The sequence below is a fragment of the Mycobacterium sp. SMC-16 genome (assembly GCF_046250085.1).
In the GTDB taxonomy this organism is placed as follows: domain Bacteria; phylum Actinomycetota; class Actinomycetes; order Mycobacteriales; family Mycobacteriaceae; genus Mycobacterium; species Mycobacterium phocaicum.
Genome location: NZ_CP176427.1, coordinates 5,063,008 through 5,089,536 on the forward strand (window position 1 = coordinate 5,063,008; position 26,529 = coordinate 5,089,536).

Annotated in this window: 23 protein-coding genes and 2 pseudogenes; 14 read left to right on the forward strand and 11 right to left on the reverse strand. The window is 67.0% G+C overall.

The genetic code is table 11. The annotated features are described in order from the left end of the window. Positions 1-85: 85 nt before the first annotated feature. From glnX to ACJEIK_RS24705, 3 genes are read left to right on the forward strand one after another with little or no spacing between them, the layout of a single operon-like run. Positions 86-1,402 (forward strand): protein kinase G-activating protein GlnX, encoded by a 1,317-nt coding sequence (glnX, locus tag ACJEIK_RS24695; protein WP_409430428.1) that lies wholly within the window; start codon positions 86-88, stop codon positions 1,400-1,402. 8 nt (positions 1,403-1,410) lie between these two features. Next, the gene (locus ACJEIK_RS24700) at positions 1,411-2,364 is read left to right on the forward strand and encodes a transporter substrate-binding domain-containing protein (protein WP_409430429.1); all 954 of its coding nucleotides are present in this window, start codon (positions 1,411-1,413) and stop codon (positions 2,362-2,364) included. Then, entirely contained in the window at positions 2,364-4,667 is a 2,304-nt protein-coding gene (locus ACJEIK_RS24705) for a serine/threonine-protein kinase PknG (RefSeq protein ID WP_409430430.1), read from the forward strand. The genes ACJEIK_RS24700 and ACJEIK_RS24705 overlap by 1 nt, the downstream gene beginning before the upstream one ends. Before the next feature lie 141 nt (positions 4,668-4,808). On the opposite strand, the gene ACJEIK_RS24710 is transcribed toward ACJEIK_RS24705, so the two are convergent. From ACJEIK_RS24710 to fgd, 4 genes are read right to left on the reverse strand one after another with little or no spacing between them, the layout of a single operon-like run. Then, on the reverse strand, positions 4,809-5,687 hold the full coding sequence (locus ACJEIK_RS24710; RefSeq protein ID WP_409430431.1) for a cytochrome c oxidase assembly protein: 879 nt from the start codon (positions 5,685-5,687) through the stop codon (positions 4,809-4,811). A gap of 36 nt (positions 5,688-5,723) precedes the next feature. Beyond that, complete coding sequence (locus ACJEIK_RS24715) at positions 5,724-6,848, reverse strand: acetate kinase (protein WP_409430432.1); 1,125 nt, start codon at positions 6,846-6,848, stop codon at positions 5,724-5,726. Further along, entirely contained in the window at positions 6,845-8,914 is a 2,070-nt protein-coding gene (gene pta / locus ACJEIK_RS24720; protein ID WP_409430433.1) for a phosphate acetyltransferase, read from the reverse strand. The genes ACJEIK_RS24715 and pta overlap by 4 nt, the downstream gene beginning before the upstream one ends. Positions 8,915-8,944: 30 nt before the next feature. Beyond that, positions 8,945-9,955, reverse strand: coding sequence for a glucose-6-phosphate dehydrogenase (coenzyme-F420) (fgd, locus tag ACJEIK_RS24725; protein WP_133427859.1), 1,011 nt, complete (start codon positions 9,953-9,955; stop codon positions 8,945-8,947). A gap of 35 nt (positions 9,956-9,990) precedes the next feature. On the opposite strand from fgd, the gene ACJEIK_RS24730 reads away from it, so the two are divergent. Continuing rightward, entirely contained in the window at positions 9,991-10,728 is a 738-nt protein-coding gene (locus tag ACJEIK_RS24730; protein WP_409430434.1) for an MBL fold metallo-hydrolase, read from the forward strand. A gap of 12 nt (positions 10,729-10,740) precedes the next feature. Here ACJEIK_RS24730 and ACJEIK_RS24735 read toward each other — a convergent pair whose 3' ends face one another. Beyond that, on the reverse strand, positions 10,741-11,058 hold the full coding sequence (locus ACJEIK_RS24735; RefSeq protein ID WP_135356045.1) for a hypothetical protein: 318 nt from the start codon (positions 11,056-11,058) through the stop codon (positions 10,741-10,743). A 182-nt stretch (positions 11,059-11,240) separates the two neighbouring features. On the opposite strand from ACJEIK_RS24735, the gene ACJEIK_RS24740 reads away from it, so the two are divergent. Then, positions 11,241-11,963: a hypothetical protein gene (locus ACJEIK_RS24740; RefSeq protein WP_060998980.1), complete on the forward strand. Its 723-nt coding sequence runs from the start codon at positions 11,241-11,243 to the stop codon at positions 11,961-11,963. 9 nt (positions 11,964-11,972) lie between these two features. Here the strand turns inward: ACJEIK_RS24740 and ACJEIK_RS24745 are convergent, their stop codons facing one another. Next, a complete protein-coding gene (locus tag ACJEIK_RS24745; protein WP_082762307.1) occupies positions 11,973-13,181 on the reverse strand; it encodes an FAD-dependent oxidoreductase in 1,209 nt (402 codons plus the stop codon). 76 nt (positions 13,182-13,257) lie between these two features. Here ACJEIK_RS24745 and ACJEIK_RS24750 point away from each other — a divergent pair, with 76 nt between their 5' ends. From ACJEIK_RS24750 to ACJEIK_RS24765, 4 genes and pseudogenes are all read left to right on the forward strand, one after another. Further along, positions 13,258-14,112, forward strand: coding sequence for an SDR family oxidoreductase (locus ACJEIK_RS24750; RefSeq protein ID WP_060998982.1), 855 nt, complete (start codon positions 13,258-13,260; stop codon positions 14,110-14,112). Between the two features lie 75 nt (positions 14,113-14,187). After that, positions 14,188-15,255, forward strand: a complete 1,068-nt coding sequence (locus ACJEIK_RS24755) for a DUF222 domain-containing protein (protein WP_409430435.1) — start codon at positions 14,188-14,190, stop codon at positions 15,253-15,255. A gap of 542 nt (positions 15,256-15,797) precedes the next feature. Further along, positions 15,798-17,234, forward strand: coding sequence for a group II intron reverse transcriptase/maturase (gene ltrA / locus ACJEIK_RS24760; protein WP_267324086.1), 1,437 nt, complete (start codon positions 15,798-15,800; stop codon positions 17,232-17,234). 109 nt (positions 17,235-17,343) lie between these two features. Next, positions 17,344-17,616, forward strand: a pseudogene (locus ACJEIK_RS24765) (HNH endonuclease signature motif containing protein); the annotation flags it as partial. Between the two features lie 133 nt (positions 17,617-17,749). On the opposite strand, the gene ACJEIK_RS24770 reads toward ACJEIK_RS24765, so the two are convergent. The 5 genes from ACJEIK_RS24770 to ACJEIK_RS24790 all read right to left on the reverse strand — a co-directional run bounded on the left by ACJEIK_RS24770 (position 17,750) and on the right by ACJEIK_RS24790 (position 22,449). Beyond that, positions 17,750-18,565, reverse strand: coding sequence for an ExeA family protein (locus ACJEIK_RS24770; protein ID WP_073694342.1), 816 nt, complete (start codon positions 18,563-18,565; stop codon positions 17,750-17,752). Continuing rightward, a complete protein-coding gene (locus tag ACJEIK_RS24775) occupies positions 18,562-20,007 on the reverse strand; it encodes a DDE-type integrase/transposase/recombinase (RefSeq protein WP_409429946.1) in 1,446 nt (481 codons plus the stop codon). Before ACJEIK_RS24775 ends, ACJEIK_RS24770 begins: the two co-directional genes overlap by 4 nt. A 107-nt stretch (positions 20,008-20,114) precedes the next feature. Then, positions 20,115-20,714, reverse strand: coding sequence for a hypothetical protein (locus ACJEIK_RS24780; protein ID WP_073694344.1), 600 nt, complete (start codon positions 20,712-20,714; stop codon positions 20,115-20,117). A gap of 277 nt (positions 20,715-20,991) precedes the next feature. Next, positions 20,992-21,435, reverse strand: a complete 444-nt coding sequence (locus ACJEIK_RS24785; RefSeq protein WP_133427863.1) for a VOC family protein — start codon at positions 21,433-21,435, stop codon at positions 20,992-20,994. A 210-nt stretch (positions 21,436-21,645) separates the two neighbouring features. Then, complete coding sequence (locus tag ACJEIK_RS24790; protein ID WP_409430436.1) at positions 21,646-22,449, reverse strand: helix-turn-helix domain-containing protein; 804 nt, start codon at positions 22,447-22,449, stop codon at positions 21,646-21,648. Between the two features lie 105 nt (positions 22,450-22,554). On the opposite strand from ACJEIK_RS24790, the gene ACJEIK_RS24795 reads away from it, so the two are divergent. The 5 genes and pseudogenes from ACJEIK_RS24795 to ACJEIK_RS24815 all read left to right on the forward strand — a co-directional run. Beyond that, the gene (locus tag ACJEIK_RS24795; protein WP_409430437.1) at positions 22,555-23,445 is read left to right on the forward strand and encodes an alpha/beta hydrolase; all 891 of its coding nucleotides are present in this window, start codon (positions 22,555-22,557) and stop codon (positions 23,443-23,445) included. A 12-nt stretch (positions 23,446-23,457) separates the two neighbouring features. Next, on the forward strand, positions 23,458-24,297 hold the full coding sequence (locus tag ACJEIK_RS24800) for an MBL fold metallo-hydrolase (RefSeq protein WP_061004530.1): 840 nt from the start codon (positions 23,458-23,460) through the stop codon (positions 24,295-24,297). A 13-nt stretch (positions 24,298-24,310) separates the two neighbouring features. Beyond that, positions 24,311-25,021 carry a flavin reductase family protein gene (locus ACJEIK_RS24805; protein ID WP_061004532.1) on the forward strand — a complete coding sequence of 237 codons (711 nt, stop codon included), beginning with the start codon at positions 24,311-24,313 and terminating at the stop codon, positions 25,019-25,021. Further along, a complete protein-coding gene (locus ACJEIK_RS24810) occupies positions 25,018-25,413 on the forward strand; it encodes a nuclear transport factor 2 family protein (RefSeq protein WP_409430438.1) in 396 nt (131 codons plus the stop codon). The genes ACJEIK_RS24805 and ACJEIK_RS24810 overlap by 4 nt, the downstream gene beginning before the upstream one ends. A 178-nt stretch (positions 25,414-25,591) precedes the next feature. Continuing rightward, a pseudogene (locus tag ACJEIK_RS24815) lies at positions 25,592-26,512 on the forward strand (YbfB/YjiJ family MFS transporter); the annotation flags it as partial. Positions 26,513-26,529 lie beyond the last annotated feature (17 nt).

The following is a 26,529-nucleotide window of genomic DNA, read 5'->3' on the forward strand; positions in this document are numbered from 1 at the left end:
CCCTCTAGGGGCCGCAAGCTCTTAGACTTCTATTAAACGAGTTCGGCAGGGCCAACGGGTCAGGAAAGTTGAGGTCGGCGCACACGTGACGGTGGAGTTGGCGCACCCTTCGACCGAGCCGGTGGTATCTCGGTCCCCCGGGACTCCCGCGCACACTCGATGGCGGTTCATGTGGACCACCCCCGGCCGCATCCTCCTGATCGGGTTGATGCTCGCCAGCCTGGTCCTCGCGTGCGCCTTCGCCACCTCGACCACGATCCACGCCCGCCAGCAGGCCCTGACCACCGTGCTCGACCACACCGAGCCGCTGGCGTTCGCGGCCGGCCAGCTCTACACCACGCTGTCGGTCGCCGACGCCGCCGCAGCCACCGCCTTCATCGCGGGCTCGGAGCCGGTCGATGTCCGGCAGCGCTACGAGCAGGCCATCACCGACGCCGCGGTCGCGGTCACTGCCGCGTCCAGCGGCCTGACCGACGAACCCATGGTGAAAGTGCTCGGGCACATCAATGCCGAGCTGGCGGTCTACACCGGCCTGGTGGAGACGGCCCGGACCAACAACCGCGCGGGCAACCCGGTGGGTTCGTCGTACCTGTCCGAGGCGTCGTGGCTGATGCAGACGCAGATCCTGCCGGACGCCCAGCGGCTCTACGAGAACACGTCGGCGCGCGTGGACTCGGAGACCAGCGGCTCGTCGCAGGTGCCCGCGCCGGTGATCCTCGTGGTCGCGGCGACGCTGATGTTCGGTTTCTTCTCGAACCGCTGGCTGGCCCAGCACACCCGCCGGCGCGTCAACATCGGTTTCGTCGCCGGCGGCATGGCGGTGCTGATCATGATCATCTGGATCGGGGCGACCCTCATCATCTCCACCACGGACACCCGGCATGCCCGCAACGCCGCCGCGTCGCTGCAAACCGTGACGAGCATGGCCATCACGGCGCAGCAGGCACGCGCGGACGAGACGCTGTCGCTCATCCGGCGCGGCGACGAGAGCGTCCGCAAGCAGTCCTACTACCACCGCGTCGACGACCTTCAACAGCGGCTGGCGGAGTACATGCGGCGCCCCGATGCGATCGGCAAGAACGACCTGTCGGGCGCCGATCAGCTGATCCGCCGCTGGCGCGCCGCCGACGACCGGATCAACGCCTACATCTCCACCGGCAACTACCAGTCCGCCACCCAGGTGGCCCTGGGCACCAGCGAAGACGATTCGACGCCGGCCTTCGACAAGCTCGACGAAGCCCTCTCGAAGGCCATCGACGAAAGCCGCAAGCAGTTGCGCAGCGACATCCTGAACGGACGCCAGGCCCTGTCCGGGGCGACGGTCGGCGCAGCGGCGTTGAGCCTCGCCGCGGCACTCGCAGTGGCGCTCGGGCTGTGGCCGAGGTTGAGTGAATACCGATGAGTTTTCCGATGCGTTCTCGTTTGGTCCCGGTGATGGTCGCGGTGCTGGTGGCCGCCGGCTGCGGCGAGGCGCCGCCGCCCGTCGCGCCGCAGAACATGACCATCGCGCCGCCGACACCCGCGGGCATGGAGGTGCAGACCGCGGTTCCGGACCTGGGCCCGGAGGACAAGTCGGACTGCACCGCGAGCCTGCGGCCGTTCCCGACACCCGAGGCCGCCGCCGCGGCCGTCACCAACATCAAGGACCGCGGCCGGCTGATCGTCGGCCTCGACATCGGCAGCAACCTGTTCACGTTCCGCGACCCGATCACGGGACAGATCACCGGATTCGACGTCGACATCGCCGGCGAGGTGGCCCGCGACATCTTCGGCACCCCGTCACAGGTCGAGTACCGGATCCTGTCCGACAACGACCGGATCTCGGCGCTGCAGCACAACCTCGTCGACATCGTGGTGAAGACCATGAGCATCACGTGCGACCGGCGCAAGCTCGTCAACTTCTCGGCCGAGTACTTCTCCGCCAAGCAACGGATCCTCGCCACCCGCGACTCCGACGTCCGCAGGCCCGCGGACCTGTCGGGCAAGCGGGTCTGCGTCGTGAAGGCCACCACATCGAAGGCACGCCTGCAGCGCATCACCCCGCCGCCGGTCCTCGTGGAAGCGGTCACCTGGGCGGACTGCCTGGTGGCGTTGCAGCAGCGGCAGGCCGACGCGGTGTCGACCGATGACGCGATCCTGGCCGGTCTGGTGGCGCAGGACCCGTACCTGCACATCGTCGGCCCCAACATGGCCGAGGAGCCGTACGGCATCGGAATCAACCTCAACAACACCGGTCTCGTGCGGTTCGTCAACGGGACGTTGGAGCGGATTCGCCGCGACGGAACGTGGAACACGTTGTACCGCAAGTGGTTGACCGTGCTCGGCTCGACGCCGAACCCACCCGTACCGAGGTACAGCGACTGATGCCCGACAGCGAAGCGACGACAGGCCCCGTTGAGGCGGGCCCGGTGGATGCGGGTCCGGTGGACGCGGGTCCCGACACCGACCCCGGCACCCAGGCCGTCGAGGTGACGTGGGATTCGCTGGCCACGATGCGGCCGATGGGCACGCAGGCCGTGTTCCGGCCACAGTTCGACGACTCGACCAGCATCCCGGTACCTGTTCCGGCCGAACGGGATTCGGCGCCGACCAGCCTCGTCACCGCGACCACCCGCGTCTCGCCCATCCGGCGCCTGGGCGGCGGCCTGGTCGAGGTGCCGCGGGTGGTGGACCAGGATCCGCTCGCCGCATTGATGACCGATCCCGTGGTGGCCGAGGCCAAACGGTTCTGCTGGTCGTGCGGCAAGCCGGTCGGCCGCTCCGAGAACGGTGAGCCCGGCCGGTCGGAAGGCTCGTGCCCGCACTGCGGTGCCGCGTATTCGTTTCTGCCGCAACTGACTCCGGGCACCATGGTGGCCGACCAGTACGAGGTCAAGGGCTGCATCGCCCACGGTGGACTGGGCTGGATCTACCTGGCTCTGGACACCAACGTCAACAACCGGCCGGTGGTGCTCAAAGGCCTGGTGCACTCGGGCGACGCCGAGGCGCAAGCCATCGCCATGGCCGAGCGGCAGTTCCTGGCCGAGGTCACCCATCCGGCGATCGTGAAGATCTTCAACTTCGTCGAGCACAACGACAAGCACGGTGACCCGGTGGGCTACATCGTGATGGAGTACGTCGGCGGCACCTCGCTGAAGCAGGCCAAAGGCGCCAAACTGCCGGTGGCCCAGGCCATCGCGTACATGCTGGAGATCCTGCCGGCGCTGGGCTACCTGCACTCGATCGGGCTGGTCTACAACGACCTCAAGCCCGAGAACATCATGCTCACCGAGGAGCAGCTGAAGCTCATCGACCTCGGTGCGGTGTCACGCATCAACTCGTTCGGATTCCTGTACGGCACACCGGGTTACCAGGCGCCGGAGATCGTTCGCACCGGTCCGACGATCGTCACCGACATCTATACCGTCGGCCGCACCCTCGCGGCCCTGACACTGAACCTCAAGACCGACAAGGGCCGCTACGTCGACGGGCTGCCCGAGGATGATCCTGTTCTCCTCCAATATGATTCGTTCGCCCGGTTGTTGCGCCGCGCGATCGACCCGGACCCGCGCCGGCGGTTCGGCAGTGCCGAGGAGATGTCCGGGCAGCTGCTCGGCGTGCTGCGCGAGGTCGTGGCCCAGGACACCGGGACGCCGCGGCCGGGTCTGTCGTCGGTGTTCAGCCCGTCACGTTCGACGTTCGGTGTCAACATGCTGGTGGCCCACACCGACGTGTACATCGACGGACAAGCGCACACCGAGAAGATCACGGCGCCGGAGATCGTCCGGGCGCTGCAGGTGCCCCTGGTCGACCCGGCCGACGTCGGTGCGGCCGTGCTGTCGGCCAGTCTGCTGAGCCAGCCGGTGCAGACCCTGGATTCGCTGCGCGCCGCCCGCGAGGGGTCCCTCGATTCGGAGGGGGTGGACCTGTCCACATCGGTCGAGCTGCCCCTGATGGAGGTGCGCGCGCTGCTCGACCTCGGCGATGTGGCCAAGGCCAACCGGAAGCTGGAGAACCTGGCCGACCGCATCGGCTGGCACTGGCGGCTGGTGTGGTTCCGGGCGGTGGGCGAACTGTTGTCCGGCAACTACGAATCCGCGACAAAGGATTTCACCGAGGTACTCAACACCTTGCCGGGCGAGCTGGCACCGAAAGTGGCGTTGGCGGCCACCGCCGAACTGTCCGGATCGGAGGCCGAGCGGGCTTTCTACCAGACGGTGTGGAACACCGACAACGGCATCATCTCAGCCGGTTTCGGCCAGGCCCGAGTACAGGCGCTGGCCGGCGACCGCGAGGCCGCGGTGCACACCCTCGACGAAGTTCCGTCCACCTCAAGGCATTTCACCACGGCACGACTGACCAGCGCCGTCACGCTGCTGTCGGCGCCGACGACCGCCGAGATCACCGAACGCCAAATCCGGGATGCCGCACGGCGAGTGGAGGCGTTGCCGGAAACCGAACCACGCGTGCTGCAGATCCGCACGCTGGTCCTCGGCACGGCCCTGGACTGGCTGGCCGACCACACCGCCAGCACCAACCACATCCTGGGTTTCCCGTTCACCGAACACGGTCTCCGTCTGGGCGTCGAGGCCTCGTTGCGCGGGCTGGCCCGGGTGGCGCCGACCAAGGCACACCGGTACGCACTGGTCGATCTGGCCAACAACGTGCGGCCGATCAGTACGTTCTAGTTCGGCGTGTCGCCACAGGCGTGTCGGCTCTCCCTCGGCACATTCGATCTGCGTCCGTCAGCATTCCTTGACAGTCAATGAAAGTTGACGCGCTGAAATCGCCAGTGCCACAGGAGAGACGACACGCCGACCACGACTCGCTCACCGGTAACGGTCACGCAGCTGCGGATCGTTCTGCCACCAGAGTCCACTCGACGGTGCGTCGACGCCGGGCTCGTCAGCAGCGACCGCAGGCGGGGTGGCCGAGGCAGCAGCGTCGAGCTCCGCATCAACCTCCGCCGCCTTGCGGCGCTCGTCGGAACCCAACGCCCGCATCAGAAACAGGATGAACGGCACGCCCAGGACGTCACCCAGAATCCACAGAATCCCCGCACCGTAGCTCTGGTCCTGGCGGATTCCCGGCCCGAAGTCGCGATGTAGTCCGGCGTAGTAGTCGTAGGCGATCACCGGCCCCAGCCACAGCACCAGCCCGAGAATGCCGTCACCGAGCCCCTCGGCCACACTGATCCCGATGGACAACAGCGGCGGGTACCGCCGTGGCACCGGGTCGACCTGCAACCGGGCGTAGAAGTAGCCAAAACCGATGCCCAGCAGCACAAGTCGGGTCAGCGACGCGAGCGGTCCGGTCATCGACGCGACGTACCAGGGCGTCAGGTACAGCAGCCACGGCGTCGCCAGCATCAGCACCGAGGTCACCGGAGGTGACAGCAGTACCCGCGCGACAACGGTATTCAGCACCGGATCGAGCACGGTCCCCACCATCGAGACCGGACGACTCAGCGCCAGGAGGAACGGCGCCACGTACAGCAGGAGCAGGACCTGCAGCGCGCGCACCCAGAACAGCATCGGCGCATAGACCGCGACGGCGCTGAGGGTTGCCAATGCCCACACCGCGGTGGCGCTACCGAAGCACCACGATCGGGCACGAGACACGCGTCGGCGCAGCCGCACCAGGGCACCGATGCCGAGCAGCACCAGCACCACCGCTACGGGGTCGAACGTCCCGGTCAGTAAGGGCACGAGGCGCAAGCTACGCCCCGACCCTGGCAGGTTCCTTCAGACAGCCTTGCAGACGTCGACGCAGGCCCGCGCGATCGCCAGTTCCTCGTTCGTGGGGATGACCAGCACGCTCACCGGTGAGGTGTCGGTGGAGATTCGCCGGGCGCCACGGTTCGGTGACAGATTGCGCTCCTCGTCGACCTCGATCCCGAGCGCCAACAACCCGGCGAGCGCATCGCGGCGGACGGCGGCGTCGTTCTCCCCCACCCCGGCGGTGAAGGTGATGACGTCGGCCCCGCCCAGCAGCGCCAGGTATCCGCCGATGTACTTGCGCAGCCGGTGGATGTAGACGTCGTAGGCCAGCTGGGCCGCGTCGTCGCCCGCATCCATACGCTTGTGCAGCTCGCGGAAATCGGTCGCCCCACCCAGTCCCGATACACCCGAGTGGCGGTTCAGCAGGACGTCGATGTCCTCGACGGACATCCCGGCGGCGCGCGACAGGTACATGATGATGCCGGGGTCGACGTCACCGGAGCGCGTCCCCATCACGAGACCCTCCATCGGCGTCAGGCCCATCGAGGTGTCGATCGGCCGGCCGCCCGCGATCGCCGACGCTGATGCGCCGTTACCCAGGTGCAGGACAATCTGATTCACCGATTCCAGGGGCAGACCCAGGAACTGCGCGGCCTGCTCGCTGACGTACTGGTGGGACGTGCCGTGGAAGCCGTAGCGGCGAATGTGCCACTTCTCGGCAACGTCCCGGTCGATCGCATACTCGGCGGCGGCCGCGGGCAGGTCATGGAAGAAGGCCGTGTCGAACACCGCGACGTGCGATACGTCCGGCAGCAACTTGCGGGCCGCGTTGATACCCAGCAGCCCCGGCGGATTGTGTAGCGGCGCCAGCGGCGCGAGCTTTTCGAGTTCGGCGATCAGCTCGTCGCCGATCAGGGTCGGCCGGTAGAACCGCCGGCCGCCGTGCACGACGCGGTGACCGACGCACGCGATATCGTCGGCCGACACTCCGGCGGCACTGACCGCATCGAACACCTGCTGCAACGCCTTCGGGTAATCCTCCACGCGCTCGATCACACCGTCGGCCAGTGACTCGCCCGAAGCCGGTTGCACCAAGCGGTATTTCACCGACGATGAGCCGCAGTTGAGTACCAGTACCGGCCCGCTCATTTCGCTCCTTGAGCCTGAATCGCCGTGATGGCAACGGTATTGACGATGTCCTCGACCAGCGCGCCGCGGGACAGATCGTTGACGGGCTTGTTCAGCCCCTGAAGCACCGGGCCGATCGCGATGGCACCCGCGCTGCGCTGCACCGCCTTGTAGGTGTTGTTACCGGTATTCAGGTCCGGGAAGATCAGCACCGTGGCGCGGCCGGCCACCGGCGAATCCGGCATCTTCGTCGCGGCGACCGAAGGCTCCACTGCGGCGTCGTACTGGATGGGCCCTTCGACCAACAGCTGCGGTGCCCGCGCGCGCACCAATTCCGTTGCCGCCCTGACCTTGTCGACGTCGGCGCCGGTACCCGAATCTCCGGTCGAGTAGGACAGCATGGCCACGCGCGGCTCGATGCCGAACTGCGCGGCGGTCTGGGCCGAGCTGATCGCGATGTCTGCCAGCTGCTCGGACGTCGGGTCCGGCACGATCGCGCAGTCGCCGTAGGCCAGCACCCGGTCGGCCAGGCACATCAGGAAGATGCTCGACACGGTCGAGATGTCCGGGGCGGTACGGATGATCTCGAATGCCGGCCGGACGGTGTGCGCCGTGGTGTGCGCGGCACCGGACACCATGCCGTCGACCATGTTGTTGTGCACCAGCATGGTGCCGAAATACGAGACGTCGTGGATGATTTCGCGAGCCTGCTCCAGGGTCACGCCCTTTTTCTTGCGCAGCTCGGCGTACTGGGCCGCGAACTGGTCGCACAGCTCACTGGTACGCGGATCGAGCACCACCGCGGCCGAGAGGTCCAGGCCCAGCTCGGCAGCCCGCGCCCGCACCGTCGGCTCGTCGCCGAGGATGGTCAGGTCGGCGACCGAGCGCGCGAGCAGCCGGCTCGCCGCCCGCAGAATCCGGTCATCGTCGCCTTCGGGCAGCACGATGCGCCTGCGGTCCGCCCGGGCCCGATCCTGCAGCTGGTGCGTGAACATCTGCGGCGTGACGACCGACGGGATCGGAACCGCCAGCTGGGCAAGCAGATCCGCGACATCGACGTGCTCGTCCATCAAAGCCAGCGCGGTGTCGACCTTGCGCAGCGACGTGGCCGTCACCCGGCCCTTCGCCGTCGACGCGGCGCGGGCGGTGTCATACGTGCCCAGCTCGGTGGCCACGATAGGTAACCGCAGCCCCAGGCCCGCAACCAGTTTGGCGATCGATGGATGCAACGGCAGGCCGCCGTTGAGGATGAGGCACGAGATCGACGGAAAGCCTTCCGCGGCATGGGCACTGGCGATGGCCAGCACCACATCGGAGCGGTCGCCCGGGGTGATGACGGCCATGGAGTCGCGCAACCGCTCCAGACAGTGTTCGGCCGTCATGCCGGCGACCATCATTCCCATGACCTCGCGCGTCAGCAGCTCCTCGTCGCCGCTGATCAACGTGCCACCCACCGCGTCCCGCAGCTCCGCCACCGTCGGCGCCGCCAGCAGCGGCTCCTCGGGCAGCACATAGCTTTTCGGTGTGAACCGCTGCAGTGCGGTGGCCACGTCGGCGAGTTCGTCAGGGGCGCACCGGTTCGCGACGACCGCGGCGGTGTGCGCGTGCTGGGCCGCGAGCTCGGCCAGGCACAGCTCGACCACATGGGCCACCTCGCCGGGTGTGCGATCAGCGGCGCGTACCGAGAGCAACACGGGCGCACCGAGATTCACCGCGATGCGGGCATTCATCGACAACTCGCTGGGCGAGGCGACATCGGTGTAGTCGCTGCCGACGATGACCACCGCACCGCATTTGTCCGCGACGCGGTGGTAGCGGTCGACGATGTCGGCGATCGCCGCATCGGGATCGTCGTGCAACTGCTGGTAGGTGACCCCGGCGCAGTCGTCGTAGTCGAGGCCCGCGGTGCTGTGCGCGAGCAACAAATCCAGGATGTAGTCGCGGCCGGTCCCCGCGCGCACGATCGGGCGGAACACCCCGACGTTGGCGACCGTGGCCGCCAGCCGGTGCAACAGCCCTAGCGCAATGGTCGACTTGCCGGTGTCGCCTTCAGGTGAGGCGATGTAGATCGCGGTGGCGTCGGGCACGGCGATAAGCCTACCGAGCCCTGCCTTCCGTCACGCCAGCTTGCGCAGGCGAGGCTCAAGGTCGGTCTTGAACAGCTCCAGGAAGCGGCGCTGGTCCTGCCGGGGGTCGTGGAACACCAGGTGGTTCAGGCCCCAGTCGACGTACTGCTTGACCTTCTCGACGGCTTCGTCCGGGTCGGACGCCACGATCCAGCGCTTGGCGACCTGCTCGATGGGCAGCGCGTCGGCGGCCGCCTCCATCTCGATCGGGTCGTCGATGGAGTGCTTCTGCTCGGCCGTCAGCGACAGCGGCGCCCAGAACCGGGTGTTCTCCAGAGCCAGTTCCGGATCCGGGTCGTACGAGATCTTGATCTCGATCATCCGGTCGACGTCGTCGGGGTTCTTGCCCGCGGCCTCGGCGCCCTCGCGCATGGCAGGGATGAGCTTGTCCTTGTACAACTCTTCACCCTTGCCCGAGGTGCAGATGAAGCCGTCGCCGGCACGGCCGGCGTACTTGGCCACCTGCGGCCCGCCCGCGGCGATGTAGATCGGGATACCACCCTCGGGCACGTCGTAGATCGAGGCACCCTTGGTCTTGTAGTACTCGCCCTCGAAGTCGACACGGTCGCCGAGCCACAGCTCACGCATCAGGCGCACCGACTCACGCAGCCGGGCGTAGCGCTCCTTGAACTCGGGCCATTCGCCTTCGTAACCGGTGGCGATCTCGTTGAGCGCCTCGCCGGTGCCGATGCCCAGGAAGATGCGGTCCGGGTACAGGCAGCCCATGGTGGCGAAGGCCTGCGCGATGACGGCCGGGTTGTAACGGAACGTCGGGGTCAGGACCGAGGTGCCCAGGACCAGCCGCTCGGTGCGCTCGCCCACCGCGGTCATCCAGGCCAGGGAGAACGGTGCGTGGCCGCCGGTATGGCGCCACGGCTGGAAGTGATCGCTGACGGTGGCACTGTCCATGCCCGCCGCTTCGGCGGCCACCGCGAGTTCGACGAGTTCACGCGGGGCGAACTGCTCCGCCGACGCCTTGTAGCCCAGTCTGAGTTCAGCCATGAGTCTTTTCTACCCCCTTGCCTACACTCGTCGACATGGCGGTAGTCCTAAGCGCGATCACCGAAAATGTTCACTTCGCTCAAACCGACCTGGTGAACTGGACCCTGGTCAGCGACGACAGCGGGGTGATCCTGATCGACGCGGGTTTTCCCGGCCAGCGCGACGACGTCCTCCGTTCACTGCGCGACCTGGGCTTCGAGCCCGGCGACCTGCGAGCGATTCTGCTCACCCACGCCCACGTCGACCACCTCGGCGCAGCCATCTGGTTCGCCAAAACCCATGACACCCCGGTGTTCTGCCACGGCGCCGAGGTCGGTCACGCCAAACGCGAGTATCTGGAACAGGTTTCACCGACCGACCTCCTGGCGCGCGCCTGGAACCCGCGGTACCTGGCCTGGTCGATGCAGATCGTCGGCAAGGGCGGGCTGGTGCGCGAGGGCATCCCGACCGCGCAGGCCCTCACCGAGGACGTCGCGGCCACGCTGCCGGGCAGTCCGCAGCTGATTCCCAGTCCAGGGCACACCGGCGGACACTGTTCCTACGTCTTCGGCGACGTGCTGGTGGCCGGCGACGCAGTGGTCACCGGTCACCCCCTCATCACCAAGGGCGGCCCGCAGCTACTGCCTCACATCTTCAACCACGACGAGGCGGCGTGTGAACGCAGCCTGTCGGCGCTCGGTCTGCTGGACACCCAGGTGCTGCTGCCCGGCCACGGGCCCGCGTGGCGCGGCCCGGTGCGGGAGGCCGCTGAACTCGCTTTGCAGCGACGCTGACGCCGGTCGCCGTCACCCGCCGTGTTTGACCAGCTCCAGGAACAGCACGAACAACCCGGCCAGGAGCAGTCCGCCGGCCACGACGACCGCCGGCAGGAAGAGCATGTGATCGAGCTCTTCGTCGTCAAAAGTGTTGTTGCCCTGGGCGTCACGGTTGATCGGGCCGTAGAACACCTTGCCGAAAGTGGACCAGCGCACCGCGCGTGCGCGCCGACGATGCGGGTGATCCTGGGGCGTCCCGCCGATGTACGTGCGCGCCGCCATGCCGGCCCCCAACACCAGCACGGCGGCGACCAGCAGCAGACACCCGACGGCCCAACCGGTAAGCACAAATCAAGCGTATCCACCTGATCGGCGGAGCAACCCGGATTCCGCAGCGCTCGGTTGGGCAGCCGGCCCGATCCTGTCCCCCTCGGTACCAGGAAGATCGCGGCCTCCCACATGCCAATCCACCGAGGCAGGGTCGAGTGTGGACCGCCACCCGGCGGCCGCCGTCTTCAAAGGAGCACGCCATGTCCCTGCTGCACGAAGTCATCTCCGCATCCGGCGGCCAGGAGCGCTGGGAGCAGGTCAACCGCATCAAGATCCATCAGCTCATCGGCGGCGGACTGTGGGGACTCAAGGGCGTCGACGGCATTCTCGATGATTCGCGGGTGGAGATCAGTCCCAAGGACCAACTCGCATGGCACCACCCGCTGCCCGAGCCCGGGCTGCATTCCGCGTACCGCCCCGGCCGCGTCGTCATCGAAACCGACGATGACTCGCCAAAGACGTTGGAAACACTGGATTCTCCTCGTGATTCCTTCGCCGGACACACCCTCGAGACGCCGTGGTCCACGCTGCAGCTGGCCTACTTCGCGGGCTACGCGATGTGGACGTACCTGTCCGAGCCGTATTCGCTGACACTGCCCGGTGTCCACACCGAAGAGCTCGGCACGTGGCACGAGAACGGCCAGACGTGGCGCCGGCTCGGTGTGAAGTACCCCGATTCCATCGCCACCCACAGCACCCAGCAGACCCTCTACATCGATTCGGACGGCCTGATCCGGCGGCGCGACTACGACGTCGACATCGCCGGCGACTCCCCGGCCGCGCACTACTCGGACAACCACACCGAGTTCGACGGCATCGTGCTCCCGACCAAGCGCGTCGTCTACGTCCGCGACGCCGACGGGCAGCCCGTGCGCGACATGGTCACGGTGACCATCGACATCGACGACGTCACCGTCAGCTGACAGCGTCCGTCATGCCGAGTGGACGTCCGGGGTCCGCACGTGTTCGGGACGGAAACCGCGGCCGACGAGCAGCGGCGGAATGTATTGCAGCGGGCCCTTTCCCACGAATGACGGCACCTTGATCGGTGACAGGTCGCCGGCCAGGTTGGGTTCGATGAACTGGTTCTGCGCCAGCACCTGGCCGGCCTGGATGATGCGGGTCGGCAACTCGCGGCGGCGTTGCACCTTGGCCAGATCCGAGTCGGCGAGCAGGCCGTTACGCAGCGGACCGCACAGGATGTTGGCGGCGGCGACCGCGTCGGCCACCGCCAGGTTGATACCGACGCCGCCGGCCGGTGACATCGCGTGCGCGGCGTCGCCGATGCACAGCAGCCCCGACCGCCACCAGGTCTTGAGCCGGTCCACCCGCACATCGAGATGGCTGGTGTCGTCCCACGATTTGAGGTCCTCGACGTGCTCGCGCAGCTGCGGCCGTACAGACACGAGCCGGGCCTTGAAGTCGTCGAGTGAGCCGCCCTGCGGATTGGCGCCCTTCGGCATGAGGTACGCGACCTGCCAGTAGTCGCCGCGATAGATCATCGCCATCAACAGACCCTTGCGGATGATCCCGAACAGCTCCTGCGGATCGCCGGGGCGCCAGCCCAGCCGGAACCACAGCACATCCATGGGGCTGTGCGCGCTCGCCATGGGGAGCCCGGACGCCGCGCGCACCGCCGACTTACGGCCGTCGGCGGCCACCACCAGATCGGCGCGCACCTCCAGCTCGGGCGTGCGCACGCCGACGACGCGGCCGCCCTCGATGATCAGGTCGGTCACCTCCGCGTTGCGGATCAACCTGAATTCCGGGTAGGCGGAAGCCTTTTCCGCGAGGAAGTCCAGGAAGTCCCACTGCGGCATCAGCGCGATGTAGGGCTCGGGGAACCGCAGCGCCTTCAGGGCGCCGAAACTGCCGAACGTCCGCAGGGTGCCGTCGGCGTCCATGCAGACCCGGTTGATCTTGGTGTGCGGCAACTTCAGGAACTCGTCGATGAACCCCAGCTCGTGCATGATGCGCAACGTGGTGGGGTGGACGGTGTCGCCGCGAAAGTCGCGGAGGAAGTCGTTGTGCTTCTCCAGTACGACGACTTCGATGCCGGCGCGCGCCAGCAGCAGTGCATGCACCAGACCCGCAGGTCCACCACCGGCTACACAAACCTGAGTCCGCAGCGCGCGCGTCATGCCCCCGACAGTAGCCCGCCGGGGTGGCCAAATCAGGGCTTCAATTCAAAACTTGACACGTGTAAAGTTTGCGGCCATGGACAACATCCGCGGCAAGACCATCGCCATCACCGGAGCCGCACGAGGCATCGGTTACGCCACCGCCAAGGCCCTTCTCGCCCGCGGCGCGCGCGTCGTCATCGGCGACCGGGACGTCGCAGTACTCGAGTCGGCCGTCTCTGAGCTGGTCAAACTCGGTCCGGCCACCGGGTACCCGCTCGACGTCACCGACCGCGAGTCCTTCGAAGTGTTCCTGGACAAGGCCCGCAGCGACGGCGCCGGCCACCTCGACGTCCTGATCAACAACGCCGGCGTGATGCCGGTCGGCCCGTTCCTGAAGGAGACGGAACAGTCGATCCGGTCTTCCCTCGAAGTCAACGTCTACGGCGTCCTGACCGGCTGTCAGCTCGCGCTTCCCGAGATGGTCAGCCGCCGTAGCGGTCACATCATCAACATCGCCTCGCTCTCGGGCCTCATCCCGCTGCCCGGTCAGGTGGTTTACGTCGGGGCGAAGTACGCCGTCGTCGGCCTGTCCACGGCCCTGGCGGACGAGATGGCTCCCCACGGCGTCAACGTCTCGGTGATCATGCCGCCGTTCACCAACACCGAGCTGATCTCGGGCACCAAGTCCGGTGGCGCCATCAAGCCGGTGGAACCCGAGGACATCGCCGCCGCCATCATCAAGACCCTGGACAAGCCCAAGACCCACGTGTCGGTCCCGCCGCCGCTGCGCTTCACCGCGCAGCTGGCACAGCTGCTTCCGCCCAAGGGCCGCCGCGGGATGAACAAGGCGCTCGGGCTGGACACGGTCTTCCTGGAGTTCGACGCTGCCAAGCGCAAGAGCTATGAGGACCGGGCCCGGACCGCGCAGGGTGTCATCGAGAAGGACTGATCCGGCGTAGACCCGAGTTTCTCACCCTGCTTCAGGGTGCGAAAACTTGTCGGACCCTTCTGCTTTGATGGTGTTATGTCCAGCACGGCAACGGCTTTCGCAGTTGAAGCGCCGTCGCCGTGTGAGCGTATGGATGCGTACTTCGCGGAGATCGGTGAGCTGACCGGTCAGCGCAACGCAATTGACGGCCGTCTGGTGGAGATCGTGGCCGAGATCGACCGCGACGGGCTGTGGGGCGCGACGGGCGCCCGGTCATTGCCGTCGTTGGTGGCGTGGAAAACCGGGGTGTCGCCGCGTAATGCGGAAGTGATGGTGGCGGTGGCGCACCGGATCGAGGAGTTCCCGCGGTGCGCTGAGGCGATGCGGGCGGGCCGGTTGTCGTTGGATCAGGTTGGGGTGGTCGCCGAGCATGCCGCCGACGGTTCGGATGAGCATTACGCCCAGTTCGCCGAGAGCGCCACGGTCACCCAGTTGCGGACTGCGGTGAAGTTGGAGCCGCGCCCCGAGCCCGAGCCGGAGTCGGCGCCGGAGCCGGAGCGGTCGATCCGCAAGACCAGCCATGAGGACGGGTCGGCCACGTACAAGATCCGGCTGCCGAAGTTGGAGGCGGTGAAGTTCGATGCCGCGGTGGCGTCGCATCAGGATGCGTTGGTGGCGGACTGGAAACGCGACCACGAGAATTCAGAAACCGGTGACCCGGTGTCGGATGTGGTGCCGCCGTTCCCGAACCAGGTGGATGCGTTCATGAGCCTGATTGAGGCCGGGTGGGACAGCGATGTGGAACGTCGTCCGCATGGGCAGCACACCGCCGTGGTGGTGCACTTTGACCTCGAAAAGCGCGCGGCCGCATTGCATGTGGGGTCGGTGCTCACCGACGAGGAACGCCGGCTTTTGTTGTGCGATGCGACGTGCGAGGTGTGGCTGGAGCGCCATGGTCAGCCGATTGGCGCCGGGCGCTGCACCCGCACGATCAGCCGGCGGCTGCGCCGCGCTCTGGAACACCGCGACCGCTGCTGCCGGGTACCGGGGTGCGGGGCGACCCGGGGCTTGCATGCGCATCACATCATTCATGTGCGCCGTGAGGCGCGTGTTTTCCGATCGGAGGTGAAAGACCTCCGATATCGGGCCGTCACAGCGGCCTGATAAAGCTGAGGGCAGCCCAATCCTGAAGGGATCGAGAAGGATTGGGTGGCAAGCGGCCCTGACAAAGCCACGGCGTGTCAGCACTGCCAGATGACGCGGCGCGTGGTGAGCGCGGTGAGAGGGCATACGTGAGGAACCAGTGTCAGAACCCTCGTTATGTGGAACCGGTCTGTAAACCTGGTGGATATCGGACTGGTGTGTGGTGCACGCGGAAGTGATGTAGACGGACGCGTCCGCCGCTCGTCTCGGCCTGGGGTGAGCGGCAGCTGGTGGGGAATGGTCTGTGGCGTACCCACCGGGGCCACCGGGGCAAAGCTGGGTGCCGGACTCGCCAATCGGAGACACGTGAACACGGGAACCATCCGGGTGCTTCCCTACCCGCATCCCGGCCAGGGGTGCGGCGGGTAGGTGTCGATGCCCACCAACAGCATCGGGATGGGGCGGAGCCGCCGTAGTACTGCGAGGTCGGGAAAGCCGGCCACATCGGGAAGGGCGGCAGTAGGACACGCAGATTGGGGATTGCCATGTCAGGAGATGCGCCGATGAATATCGGTGCCGCGCTGGAGCTGCCGTTGGTGGCGCACCGGCGGGTACTGAGGATGCAAACCAAACTGCACTGTTGGGCGGCGGCCGATCGTGGTCGTCGGTTTGATGATCTGTTCAACCTCGCGGCGGATCCGTGTTTCCTCGCGGTGGCGTGGTCACGGGTCCGGGAGAACACCGGTGCCCGCAGTGCGGGGATCGACAAACGCACCGCCGGCAGCATCGAGGCGCGAGCCGATGGCGTTGCCGGGTTTCTGGAAGAATTGCGGGAAGCGTTGCGCTCCGGTGCTTTTCGACCAGTACCGGTGCGGCGAGTGGAGATACCCAAAAGCGGCGGCAAGGTCCGCAAGCTCGGTATCCCGACCGTGGCCGATCGGGTGGTACAGGCGTCGCTGAAGCTGGTGCTGGAGCCAATATTCGAAACGGACTTCTCCGATTCGAGTTACGGCTTCCGGCCAGGGCGACGGGCACAAGACGCGATCGAGGACATTCGAAAGTTCGCTCGTGAAGGCTACGAGTGGGTGTTCGAAGCTGACATCGCGGCGTGTTTCGACGAGATCGACCACAGCGCCCTGCTGCAGCGGGTACGTGGCCGGATCGGCGACACACGCATCCTGCGGTTGGTGAAAGCATTCCTGAAGGCCGGAGTGCTCGACACCGACGGCACCACCTATGACACCTACTCCGGAACTCCCCAGGGCGGCATCCTTTCGCCGCTGCTGGCCAACATCGCCTTATCGGTCATCGATGATCACTTCGATGCCCGATGGGCGACCCACCGGGACGCCTCGGCCCGCCGTAGCCACCGCCAACGCGGCGCAGCGACGTACCACCTCGTGCGGTACGCCGATGACTTCGTCGTTCTGGTCTTCGGTCAACGCGGGCACGCCGAACACCTGTGGGAGGACATGGCCGACCTGCTGGCACCGATGGGGCTGCGGCTGGCCCCGGCCAAGACGCAGGTCGTCCATATCGACGAGGGCTTCGACTTCCTGGGATTCCACATCCAGCGGCACACCCAGAGGGGAAGCACCCGGTCATACGTCTACAGCTACCCGTCGCGGACCTCGCTGCAGACAATGCGACACAAACTCAAGACGGTGACCAAACGGATCACCCACCAATCCGCGGACCAGATGTTCGGGCGATTGAGTCGGATGGTTCGCGGCTGGGCCCAGTACTTCCGGCACAGCTCAGCCAGCCGGGCTTACTCCCACATCCGCAACTACTTGTGGTGGCGGGTGTGGAGTTGGCTGATGCATAAACACCCACGCACCTACAAACGGGCCCTGTGGGCCAGCTACCACGTGCGTAAGTGGCCGGAATACAACGGTGTTCGGCTCTACGACCCCACCACGATGCGCATCCAGCGCTACCGCTACCGGGGCTCGAAAATCCCCACACCCTGGGCACCATCAAGCGCCGTCCCAGCTTGACCTACGGAGAGCCGGATGCGGTGAGAATCGCACGTCCGGTTCGGGGGCGCGGCGGCGGGAAATAGCCCGGGCGACAAGCCCGGACACTACGCCCGCCGTCGACGCCTACTGGGAGAACGGCGGGGTAACCGAGCTGCACAACCTGGTGTTGGTGTGCCCCTACCATCACCGGTTGCATCACCAGCGGGTCATCACGATCACCGGACCCGCTGACCGCCTCGTCGTCACCGACGCCGCGGGCCGACAACTCGACGGCGGGTCCCTGGCAAGGCCACCGACGACACCCTTTCCTGAGGTTCCGCCGTGCCCCGGGCCGACCGGGGAACGCGCCCAATGGTGGTGGTACCAACCCTTCGAACCACCACCTGTTGCTCGTCGCTGAGGGTGCAAAGGATGGCGTCATTCTCGTTGCCGGTGATGTCGAAGTGATGAAGGCCCTGCCCGCGTGAGCGGGCAGGGCCTTGGTCGGATCGGTGACGGCGTCGTCGGGTCGGTGACGTCGCGTGGTTAGTGATTCAGTCGTGGCCGGTTTCGGTGACGGCGATGCGAGCTGATTTCTCGTCGACGATCGCTGTCTTGGCGGCGAAGGCGGCGGTCAGGGCGTGTAGGGCGAGGTTGTTGACTGCGCGTGGGTATCCGCGTGCGGCGTTGTGGATCACGGTGATCGCGTCGTCGGAGAACAGCGGGTCGGTGCGGCCGGCGACCTTGGCGTGATGGCCGATGTAGTCGGCGGTATCGGCAGGTGTCATCCCGGCCAGGGCATAGCGCACGGCGATGCGTTGATCGAGTGCGGCCAGCACGCCCAGGCGTAGTCGTTGACGCAGGGTGGGTTGTCCGACCAGCAACGCGGCGAACGGTGACCCGCTGTCCATGTCGTGGTTGGTGAGCATGCGGATGGCTTCCATTTGCGCGTTGTCGAGCAGGTGAGCTTCATCGATGACCACGACCGGGGTTCGGCCGCGTTCGGCGTGCTCGGCGGCCAGCGCGTCGGCGGCTTGCGGGGCCAGGGTAGCGGTGTAGAAACTGGGCACCCGCCCCAGTGCTGTGACGATGTGGTGCAGCATGCCGCGTACTCCGACTGAGGGGTTGGGTAGGTAGATGATGACGTGGCGCGCCGGATCCAGGGCGGCGGTCGCGGCGCGGATCGCCACAGTCTTGCCGGCGCCGACTTCTCCGGTGATGACTCCGATAGCGTGCTGATCCACACACCAGGAGATCCGGGCGACGGCTTCGGCGTGGCCGGGGTGGCGGTGCAGCATCGCCGGGGCCAAACCCCGCCCGAACGGCATCCGGGTGAAGCCGTAATAGGATTGCAGCCGTTCGATACTCATGCTGATGCCTCGTCCTGGTCGTCGATGCCGGTGATGCTCGGTAGTTCGCAGGCTTTGGGGGTGTGGGCGCCGAAGAGAGCGTCGTAGCCGATGCGCCGATCGGCGCGGATCTGCTCATGATGAATAGCCGCGGTCAACTGCAGATAGTCGATCCCTGTCGCCGGCGGCGCAGCATTCTCGGGAGTTTCGGGCCGGGCCTTGGGATGGACGTGTCGAGTGATGTTGTGGGGCAGGGCTTTGCCGTAACTGGTGTCGTGGTAGCGCACTTCGACGGTTTCTAGGTCAAACGGGGAGAACACCAACTCCACTTTGCGTCCCACCAACCCTTGATCGACCTGGAAGGTGTTGCCGTGCAACGACACTGTCGCGGTCTTGGTCACCACCCGGTATTCCGACCACAGAAACGCCTCGGTCAGATCAGCTGCGGTCGGCATCGCCGGGGTCCGTCCCAGCCGGGACCATCCCTGCTGCCAGCGATCGGCTGGGGACTGCCCGGTCTCGGTATGAATCCGCTGGTGGTACTCGGTTTCTACCCACGCGGTCAGCAACCGGTTGAGCTCGATGAGCGCGGTGCGGGCCTCGAGGCCGGCCGCGGCCAGGTCCTCGGCGCTACTGTCGGTGATTTCGACGAGGAACTGCTCACGCACGGTGCGGAAGAACCGCTCGATCTTGCCCCGTCCTTGGGGCCGGTGCGGGGTGGAATGCACCAGCCGAATCCCCAGTTTCGCGCACGCCCGCAGCAGCCAGGTATCCACGAACGCCGAGCCGTTGTCGACATAGACACTGCCCGGGACTCCGCGGCTGGCCAGCGCCGGCTCGAGTGCAGCGCCGAGCCGCACAGCGTCTTCGGCGAACCCGAACCGATACCCACACAGCAGTCGGGAATGATCGTCGATGAAAGCGAACAGATACGTCTTGCGCCCGCCGATACGGGGGCCGTGCAGGGCGTCCCCGGTCCAGCGGTCATTGGGGTTTTCGGCTTCGAACCGGCCGAACACCGCCGGCTGTTCATCGAGGTTCGGGCCGATCAGCTCGCAGCGGCGGAAATGGCGTAGCAGCGTCGATTCCGAGGGCGCCCAACCCGCGCTGATCCGCAGGATCCGCGCGACTTGGGCGGCGGTGCGGGACGGGTTCTCCCGCTTGAGTGCAGCCGCCAACTCCAGGGTCGCGGCATCGGTACGCGGGGCCACCGACCGGGGCGAGGGAATCAACTCATCGAATCCGCCGGCCCGGTAGCGGCGAATCCAACGGTCCAGAGTGTCACGCGAGTAGCGCACCCGGGCCCCGAACGGATCGGTGTGCGCCCGCGCGGCGATCTGGCGGACCAGCCGACCCCGAGCCTTGGTCGATAGTCCGGGATCGAGCGCCGGGCAGATCAACTGATACCGGAACAACCCCACTGCCTGGGCACGTTCACGTCGCTTGGCCTCTTCGCTTGTCAATCCAACATCTCCTCAACAAGTGATGCCGCCCAAACCCGTTGCCGGGCAGCCATCCCCGCGACGATGAACCATTCCCACCGCGCGCGGCAGAGGCAGCTGGTGTTGCATCACCACGCCACCGACGCCGGTGGCCACCCCCGACAGAGCAGCCGAGCACCGCTACCAGCCACAGCCACCGCAGCAGCCGTCACCGCGCCGAGCAGCATCCCCGGCCCGAACCGTGTAGTGATCGCCTCGGTCGCCGTGCTGATCGCGGCCAACACATCCCCGCACCCTGAGCCGGTCGACTTCGGGATCGACACATCCACCCCCGCAGTGAGCGCGATCGTCACGAACCAGTGCCGCACCGCCTCGGCCCGAGCCGCGATGACCCGCAGCCACCCCCGCACCGTGCACGCCGGGACACCGAGTTTTGCCGCGATCCCGCGGTGCCCCACACCGGCAGCCTTGGCAGCCAACGCCTCCCAGATCACCTCCGCGGCATAAGCCCTACGCAGCAACAACGTCACCGGCAACAACACATGAGTCACCGCACACGTACGGCATCGAGACCGCCGCGGCCGCACCGACCCGGCCGTCCCGACCACCCGACGAGAACGGGCATAGCCCCACCCGGCCAGAACCCCGCCCACACACGACGGACACCGCAACTCCCCAGCGGCCAACCGTGACTCGACGCGCGCAGAATCGACCTCTACCGTGACCATCAGTGCCTTTCGCACTACGCACGGCGCCGCCGGAGAGATCTGCCAAGAATTCAGCGGTGGCGCCGTGCACCCATCAGTTCCTCGTCACACTGACGGTGCAGACCACCAAGATCAAACCCACCCCAAAGCCCGTCCCCGCATCGGCAGAATCAACGACGACTCCAAGCCTCATGGTCGTCACGCCCAGAGACGCTCAACACCACCCACCACCGTCGACCAACTGAGTGGTGCATCGAATTAACCTGGGCGCCAGTATCTTCCGTGTTTCCGCTGGCGACTATCGCCCCGGCAACCGCGTGGTGATCTCCTGCAGCACCCAACCGTTGCCGTCGGGATCCTCGAACGAGGCGTACGACGCGTAGCTGCGTCGCTCCGGGTCTGGACCGTCGACCCGGCCGGCCGTCCCGGCGCGGTGGAAGACACCACCCTCGTCGTGAAACACCTCGCTGACGGTGATGCCACGGCCAACGAGCTCAGCACGCGCCGCCACAACATCGTCGACCACCAGGTGCAGCCCGCCCACCGAGCCCGGCACCGCGTCAGAGACGCCGGTACCGAAGATGACCGAAGCACCGGAACCTGGTGGAGTCAATTGGATCACCCGGAAGTCCGCAGCGGTCTCGAAGTCGGCGTCCAGCCGCCAGCCCAACTTCTCGTAGAAGTCCTTGGCCCGGTCGACATCCGACACCGGCAGGACGGCGATCTCGAATTTCATATCCATGCCGGATCAAAGCACCCACCACCTCAGGAGAATTCCCGCCCACCCTGGGGCCATGGGGGCCAGGGTCGCCGGAATGAATACTGCGAACGTGGTGCTCACGTCAGCAGAACCCTGCGAGAGGAGCAGTCATGCCAGATCACCGACGCGAACGGCAGCCTCCTCGCGCGCGGCAGCCTGCGCCTGCACAACCTCGACCTGCGGCGCTGACGCCTACAGATCCCGCAGCGCCTCAAGGGCTTTCGCGGAGTCGCTACCGGGGTCAGCACGGAATGTGATGACGTGCTGCCCACCCGAGTGCGGCAGGTTCAGTCGATTGCGATGCAGGAAGAGGTCACCGACCACCGGGTGGCGCATGTGGGTGACACCCGGCCGGTAACCGACGTCGGCCCGCCCCCAGAGCTCCCGGAATCGTGTACTGGCAGCAGACAATCCACCGACCATCCGCTGGAGATAGGGATCGTCGGGGTGATCACCCGTCACCTCGCGCAGACCACCTACCGCGATCTCCATCGCCTCGTCCCAGTCGACGAAGAAATCCTGGGCCGCGGGGTCCAGGAGCCGCCAGGCCAGGATGTTCTGTCCCGGCCGGAAACCGGGCGCCAGCGCACAGGCGAGATGGTTGGCGGCAAGCACCACCTGGTAGCGGTTGGCCACGAAAGCAGGCATCGGGAACTGATCGATCAGCTCGTCCAGCCCATCGGCGGCCTGCTCCAATTCTGATTTCTCCCAACGGATTCCGGTGGGATTCGCCAGGCGGTACAGATATTCCGTGCCGTTGATGTCCAGCTGCAGCGCCCGGGCCAAGGCGTCGAGCACCTGCGGGGACGGATTCGTGTCGCGGCCCTGCTCGAGTCGCAGGTAGTAATCGGAGCTGATCCCGGCAAGCAGAGCCAGCTCTTCACGGCGCAGGCCGGCCACCCGGCGGCGGGAGCCGGCGATCAATCCGACATCCTCGGGGCGGATCTGTTCACGGCGAGACCGCAGATAGTCGCCGAGCGCATTCCCCTTCGCCATCGTCTGAGCCTAAACCTGGCCCTGCCAATACCAGGATCACCGCGGCGTTCCCACGGACCACATTCCGGGCTGATCGTGGACATCACCAGACGAGGAGCGTGGACCATGGAGCGACAGGACGTCGAATTCACCGCAGCCGACGGAGTGACGCTCCGCGGCTGGCTGTTCATTCCGGACGGCGCGGGACCGCACCCGGCGATCACGATGGCCCACGGCTTCGCCGGGGTGAAGGAACACGGGCTGGCACGGTTTGCAGAACTGTTCGCCGACGCCGGGTTCGTCGTCCTGGTGCACGACCACCGCGGTTTCGGTGCCAGCGACGGAACACCGCGCGGCGACGTCGACCCGTGTGTGCAGATCGCGGACTGGCGGCGCGCGATCTCGTTCCTCGAAAGTCAGCCGTCGGTCGATCCGACGCGAATCGGCTTGTGGGGCACCAGTTATGCCGGTGGCCACGCCATCGTGCTGGGCGCCACCGACCGGCGGCTGCGGGCTGTCGTCGCGCAGGTCCCGACCATCAGCGGCTATCAGCAGAGCCTGCGGCGCGTCGCTCCCGAACACGTGGCGGCCCTGGAAGCCGCACTCATCGACGACGAGCGCCGCCAGTTCTGCGGCGAAGCGCCGGCCGTGCAGGCCGTCGTCGGCGACGACCCGGCGGTGCCCGCCGCATACCGGTCCGCGGCGGCCATCTCGTTCTACACCCAGCCAGTGCCGAACGGGTTGTGGGACAACACGATGACGGTGCGCTCGTCACGCGCGGCGCGCATGTACGAGCCGGGCACCTGGATCGCGCGCGTTTCGCCCACGCCGCTGCTCATGATCGTCGGACTGCGCGACACCGTCACCATGACCGATCTGGAACTCCACGCCTACGAGCAGGCACTCGAACCCAAGAAGCTCGTCACCGTCGACGGCGGGCACTTCGCCGCCTACCTCGACCAGTTCCCGAAGGCCGGCGGCGCCGCCCGCGACTGGTTCACCGAACACCTCGCCTGAAAGGACCTCGTCATGACCACCCTGAACTACGACGTGCTGGTGCACGACGGACTGCGCCGCTACCGCGACCAGCGACTGCCCGACGGCAGCCCCATCGTGTCCTCCCCGGTGTCGTCCACGCTCATCTTCGGCGACCACGACGCCGTCCTCGTCGACCCGCCGTTCACCCACGAGCAGATCAGCCGCGTCGGCGACTGGATCGAGAACTCCGGCAGGCGGCTGACGGCGATCTACGCCACGCATGGCCACGGCGACCACTGGTTCGGCACCGATGTTCTGCTGCAACGCTTTCCCGGTGCCGTCGCCTACGCGACCGCCGGCACCATCGGCAAGATGCACGAGCAGGCCGTGGCGGGCCGCGCCCAGATGTGGGACGTCGACTTTCCCGGCATGATCCCACCGAGCCCCGTTGTCTACCAACAGGTTCCCCCCGAAGGGTTCGAGTTGGAAGGTCAGCGCCTGGTGCCGATCGAGGTGGGCCACACCGATACCGACGACACGACCGTGCTGCACGTGCCGTCGATCGGACTGGTCGTCGCCGGCGACGTCGCCTACAACGGCGTGCACCAGTACCTGCTGGAAAGCGATCACGGTGGCATCCGGTCGTGGTTGCAGGCCCTCAACCAGGTCGCCGCACTCCGGCCCCGCGCCGTGGTCGCAGGACACAAGAACAAGGACCTCCCCGACGATCCGGCGATCATCGACCAGACCCGCGACTACCTGCTCGACGCCCAGCGGCTGCTGGCCGGAAAGCCCAGTCCCCGTGAGTTTTTCGACTACATGATCCGGCTGTATCCGGACCGGCTGAACGTCGGGCCCGTCTGGTACAGCGCCCTGGCCCTCCTGTCCTGAAAGGCATTCCGTCATGGTCATCGACCCCACCGATCTCGATCCCACCTCGAGCTACAAGCTGCTGATCGGCAGCGTCCTACCCCGGCCCATCGCCTGGGTCAGCACCGCCTCGACCGCAGGCGTCGGCAACATCGCGCCCATCTCGTTCTTCACCGTTGTCGGCCGCATGCCACCGATGCTGTCCATCAGCCTGCAGCCGCGGTCCGACGGCGTCACGCTGAAAGACACCTTCGTCAACATCCGCGACACAGGCGAGTTCGTCGTGAACATCGCGACGATCGACAATGCGGACACCGTGCATCGCTCGGCATTCGAATTCGACCATGACGTCGACGAATTCGAGGCGCTCGGTCTCCACAAGGCCGCGTCGGAGACCATCTCGGCACCGCGTATCGCCGAGGCCCCGATCTCGTTCGAGTGCGTGGTGGACCGCATCTTCGAGATGCCGCCCCTACCCGATCACGTCGTGTGGGGGCGGGTGAAGAAGATTCACGTCCGCGACGAGCTCTACCTGCCGAACGGACGCATCGACGTCGGCGCGCTGGGCGCGTTCGGGCGCCTGGCCGCCGAATACTCGCTGATCGACAACATCTTCACGACGCCACTGCCCGACGACGTCGTCAAGACGCTCGGCACCCGGCGGGCCGGCCGCCTCGACGGCAGGCCGACCGACTTCTCCCCCATCGACACCGCCGCCTGGTCCGCCTCCGGAGCGACGAAATGAGCGGCTGGCAGGACGGTTTCGCGCAGCAATCCCGGACCACGTTCGCCGCGGAGTTCGCCGACGACATCGTGCTGGATGCCACCGCACTGATGGCCCCAATCCGGGGCAGAGAACTCGTCGCCACCGTGATGGCCACCGCGAGTTCGATCTACGAGACGTTGGAGTTCACCGAGTCCGCGCACGCCGGGTCGACCAGCTACCTGCAGTGGCGAGCAACCGCTTTCGGTGGCCTGGCGATCCGCGGTATCACCATTCTCGATCGCGATGCCGAGGGCAAGGTGACCAGTGCGGCGATCCACCACCGGCCACTGCCGATGGTCCTGCGGTTCTCCGCCGAGCTGGGAGATCGGCTATCCGGTGTCCTCTCCGCCGAGCACTTCGTCGCGCCATGAGTCGCGTGTGAGGCAATTCCTCACAGCTGTAAGGGAACAGGTCGTGGCGGGTGACGCCGCCGCCCACGCACCATGAGGCATGCCCAAGTCCGCCTGGCTCTCGATCGCCCGCGCCGCGGCAGCCCTGGCCGCGGCGATGGGCATCGGCCGCTTCGCCTACACGCCGATCCTGCCGCTGATGACGGCCGACGCCGGCCTCACCGCGCAGGCCGCGGGGCAGCTCGCCACCGCCAACTACGTCGGTTACCTGATCGGCGCGGTGGGCGCCGCGGTCTCGCCACGGCTGGCCCGGTCCGTGCTCGCGTGCCGGGCGTCGTTGGCGATCCTGGTGGCGACGCTGGCGGCAATGGCGCTGAGCACCAGCGTCATCGAGTGGGGCGCGCTACGGCTGGTTGCCGGCATCGCCAGCGCGCTGGTCTTCGTGATCGCCGTCAACACCCTGATGGATCACGGTCATCCGGCCCACCACGCCGGCTGGGCGTTCAGCGGCGTCGGTATCGGCATCGCGTTGTCCGCGGCCCTGCCCGCCACGAAGGACTGGCAGGTTGCCTGGTGGGCGGCGACGGTCTTGGCCGCACTGCTCAGTGCGTTCGCCTGGCACATGCGACCCGGGACCTCCGGCGACACACCGAAAGTTCCTGCCGACGAACAGGGCAGCGCCCGCGGCCCGCTGGCGTTGCTGATGGCGAGCTACACCCTCGAAGGCGTCGGCTACATCATCGCCGGCACGTTCCTGGTCGCCGCGGTCGCGCAGCAGTCACCGGGCGGACTCGGCAGTGCGGTGTGGCTGTTGGTCGGCCTGGCCGCCGCGCCGTCGGCTGCCTTGTGGGCGCGGTTCACCGGCCGCTTCTCCTATCCGGCGCTGCTCGTCGCGGCGTTGTTGCTGCAAGCTGCCGGAATCGCCTGGGCGGGAACGGGGAACAGCGTTGCCGCACTCGCCGGGGCGGTGCTGTTCGGCGGCACGTTCATCGGCATCAGCACCCTGGCGCTCGCCGCCGGCCGCGCGTTGCAGTTCCCGGGCGCCGTCGCACTGTTGACGACGGGATACTCCGTCGGCCAGATCGTCGGGCCCGTTGCGGTGGCACCCCTGCTGCACAACGGTTTTCAGCAGGCGTT

Coding starts and splice junctions, on each gene's coding strand:
- ACJEIK_RS24790 (WP_409430436.1), bottom strand. CDS start 22,449: ATGGCGAAGGGGAATGCGCTCGGCGACTATCTGCGGTCTCGCCGTGAA.
- ACJEIK_RS24800 (WP_061004530.1), top strand. CDS start 23,458: ATGACCACCCTGAACTACGACGTGCTGGTGCACGACGGACTGCGCCGC.
- ACJEIK_RS24745 (WP_082762307.1), bottom strand. CDS start 13,181: ATGACGCGCGCGCTGCGGACTCAGGTTTGTGTAGCCGGTGGTGGACCT.
- ACJEIK_RS24700 (WP_409430429.1), top strand. CDS start 1,411: ATGCGTTCTCGTTTGGTCCCGGTGATGGTCGCGGTGCTGGTGGCCGCC.
- ACJEIK_RS24795 (WP_409430437.1), top strand. CDS start 22,555: ATGGAGCGACAGGACGTCGAATTCACCGCAGCCGACGGAGTGACGCTC.
- ACJEIK_RS24780 (WP_073694344.1), bottom strand. CDS start 20,714: ATGGTCACGGTAGAGGTCGATTCTGCGCGCGTCGAGTCACGGTTGGCC.
- ACJEIK_RS24750 (WP_060998982.1), top strand. CDS start 13,258: ATGGACAACATCCGCGGCAAGACCATCGCCATCACCGGAGCCGCACGA.
- fgd (WP_133427859.1), bottom strand. CDS start 9,955: ATGGCTGAACTCAGACTGGGCTACAAGGCGTCGGCGGAGCAGTTCGCC.
- ACJEIK_RS24770 (WP_073694342.1), bottom strand. CDS start 18,565: ATGAGTATCGAACGGCTGCAATCCTATTACGGCTTCACCCGGATGCCG.
- ACJEIK_RS24810 (WP_409430438.1), top strand. CDS start 25,018: ATGAGCGGCTGGCAGGACGGTTTCGCGCAGCAATCCCGGACCACGTTC.
- ltrA (WP_267324086.1), top strand. CDS start 15,798: ATGAATATCGGTGCCGCGCTGGAGCTGCCGTTGGTGGCGCACCGGCGG.
- ACJEIK_RS24730 (WP_409430434.1), top strand. CDS start 9,991: ATGGCGGTAGTCCTAAGCGCGATCACCGAAAATGTTCACTTCGCTCAA.
- ACJEIK_RS24785 (WP_133427863.1), bottom strand. CDS start 21,435: ATGGATATGAAATTCGAGATCGCCGTCCTGCCGGTGTCGGATGTCGAC.
- ACJEIK_RS24715 (WP_409430432.1), bottom strand. CDS start 6,848: ATGAGCGGGCCGGTACTGGTACTCAACTGCGGCTCATCGTCGGTGAAA.
- ACJEIK_RS24740 (WP_060998980.1), top strand. CDS start 11,241: ATGTCCCTGCTGCACGAAGTCATCTCCGCATCCGGCGGCCAGGAGCGC.
- ACJEIK_RS24755 (WP_409430435.1), top strand. CDS start 14,188: ATGTCCAGCACGGCAACGGCTTTCGCAGTTGAAGCGCCGTCGCCGTGT.
- ACJEIK_RS24805 (WP_061004532.1), top strand. CDS start 24,311: ATGGTCATCGACCCCACCGATCTCGATCCCACCTCGAGCTACAAGCTG.
- ACJEIK_RS24705 (WP_409430430.1), top strand. CDS start 2,364: ATGCCCGACAGCGAAGCGACGACAGGCCCCGTTGAGGCGGGCCCGGTG.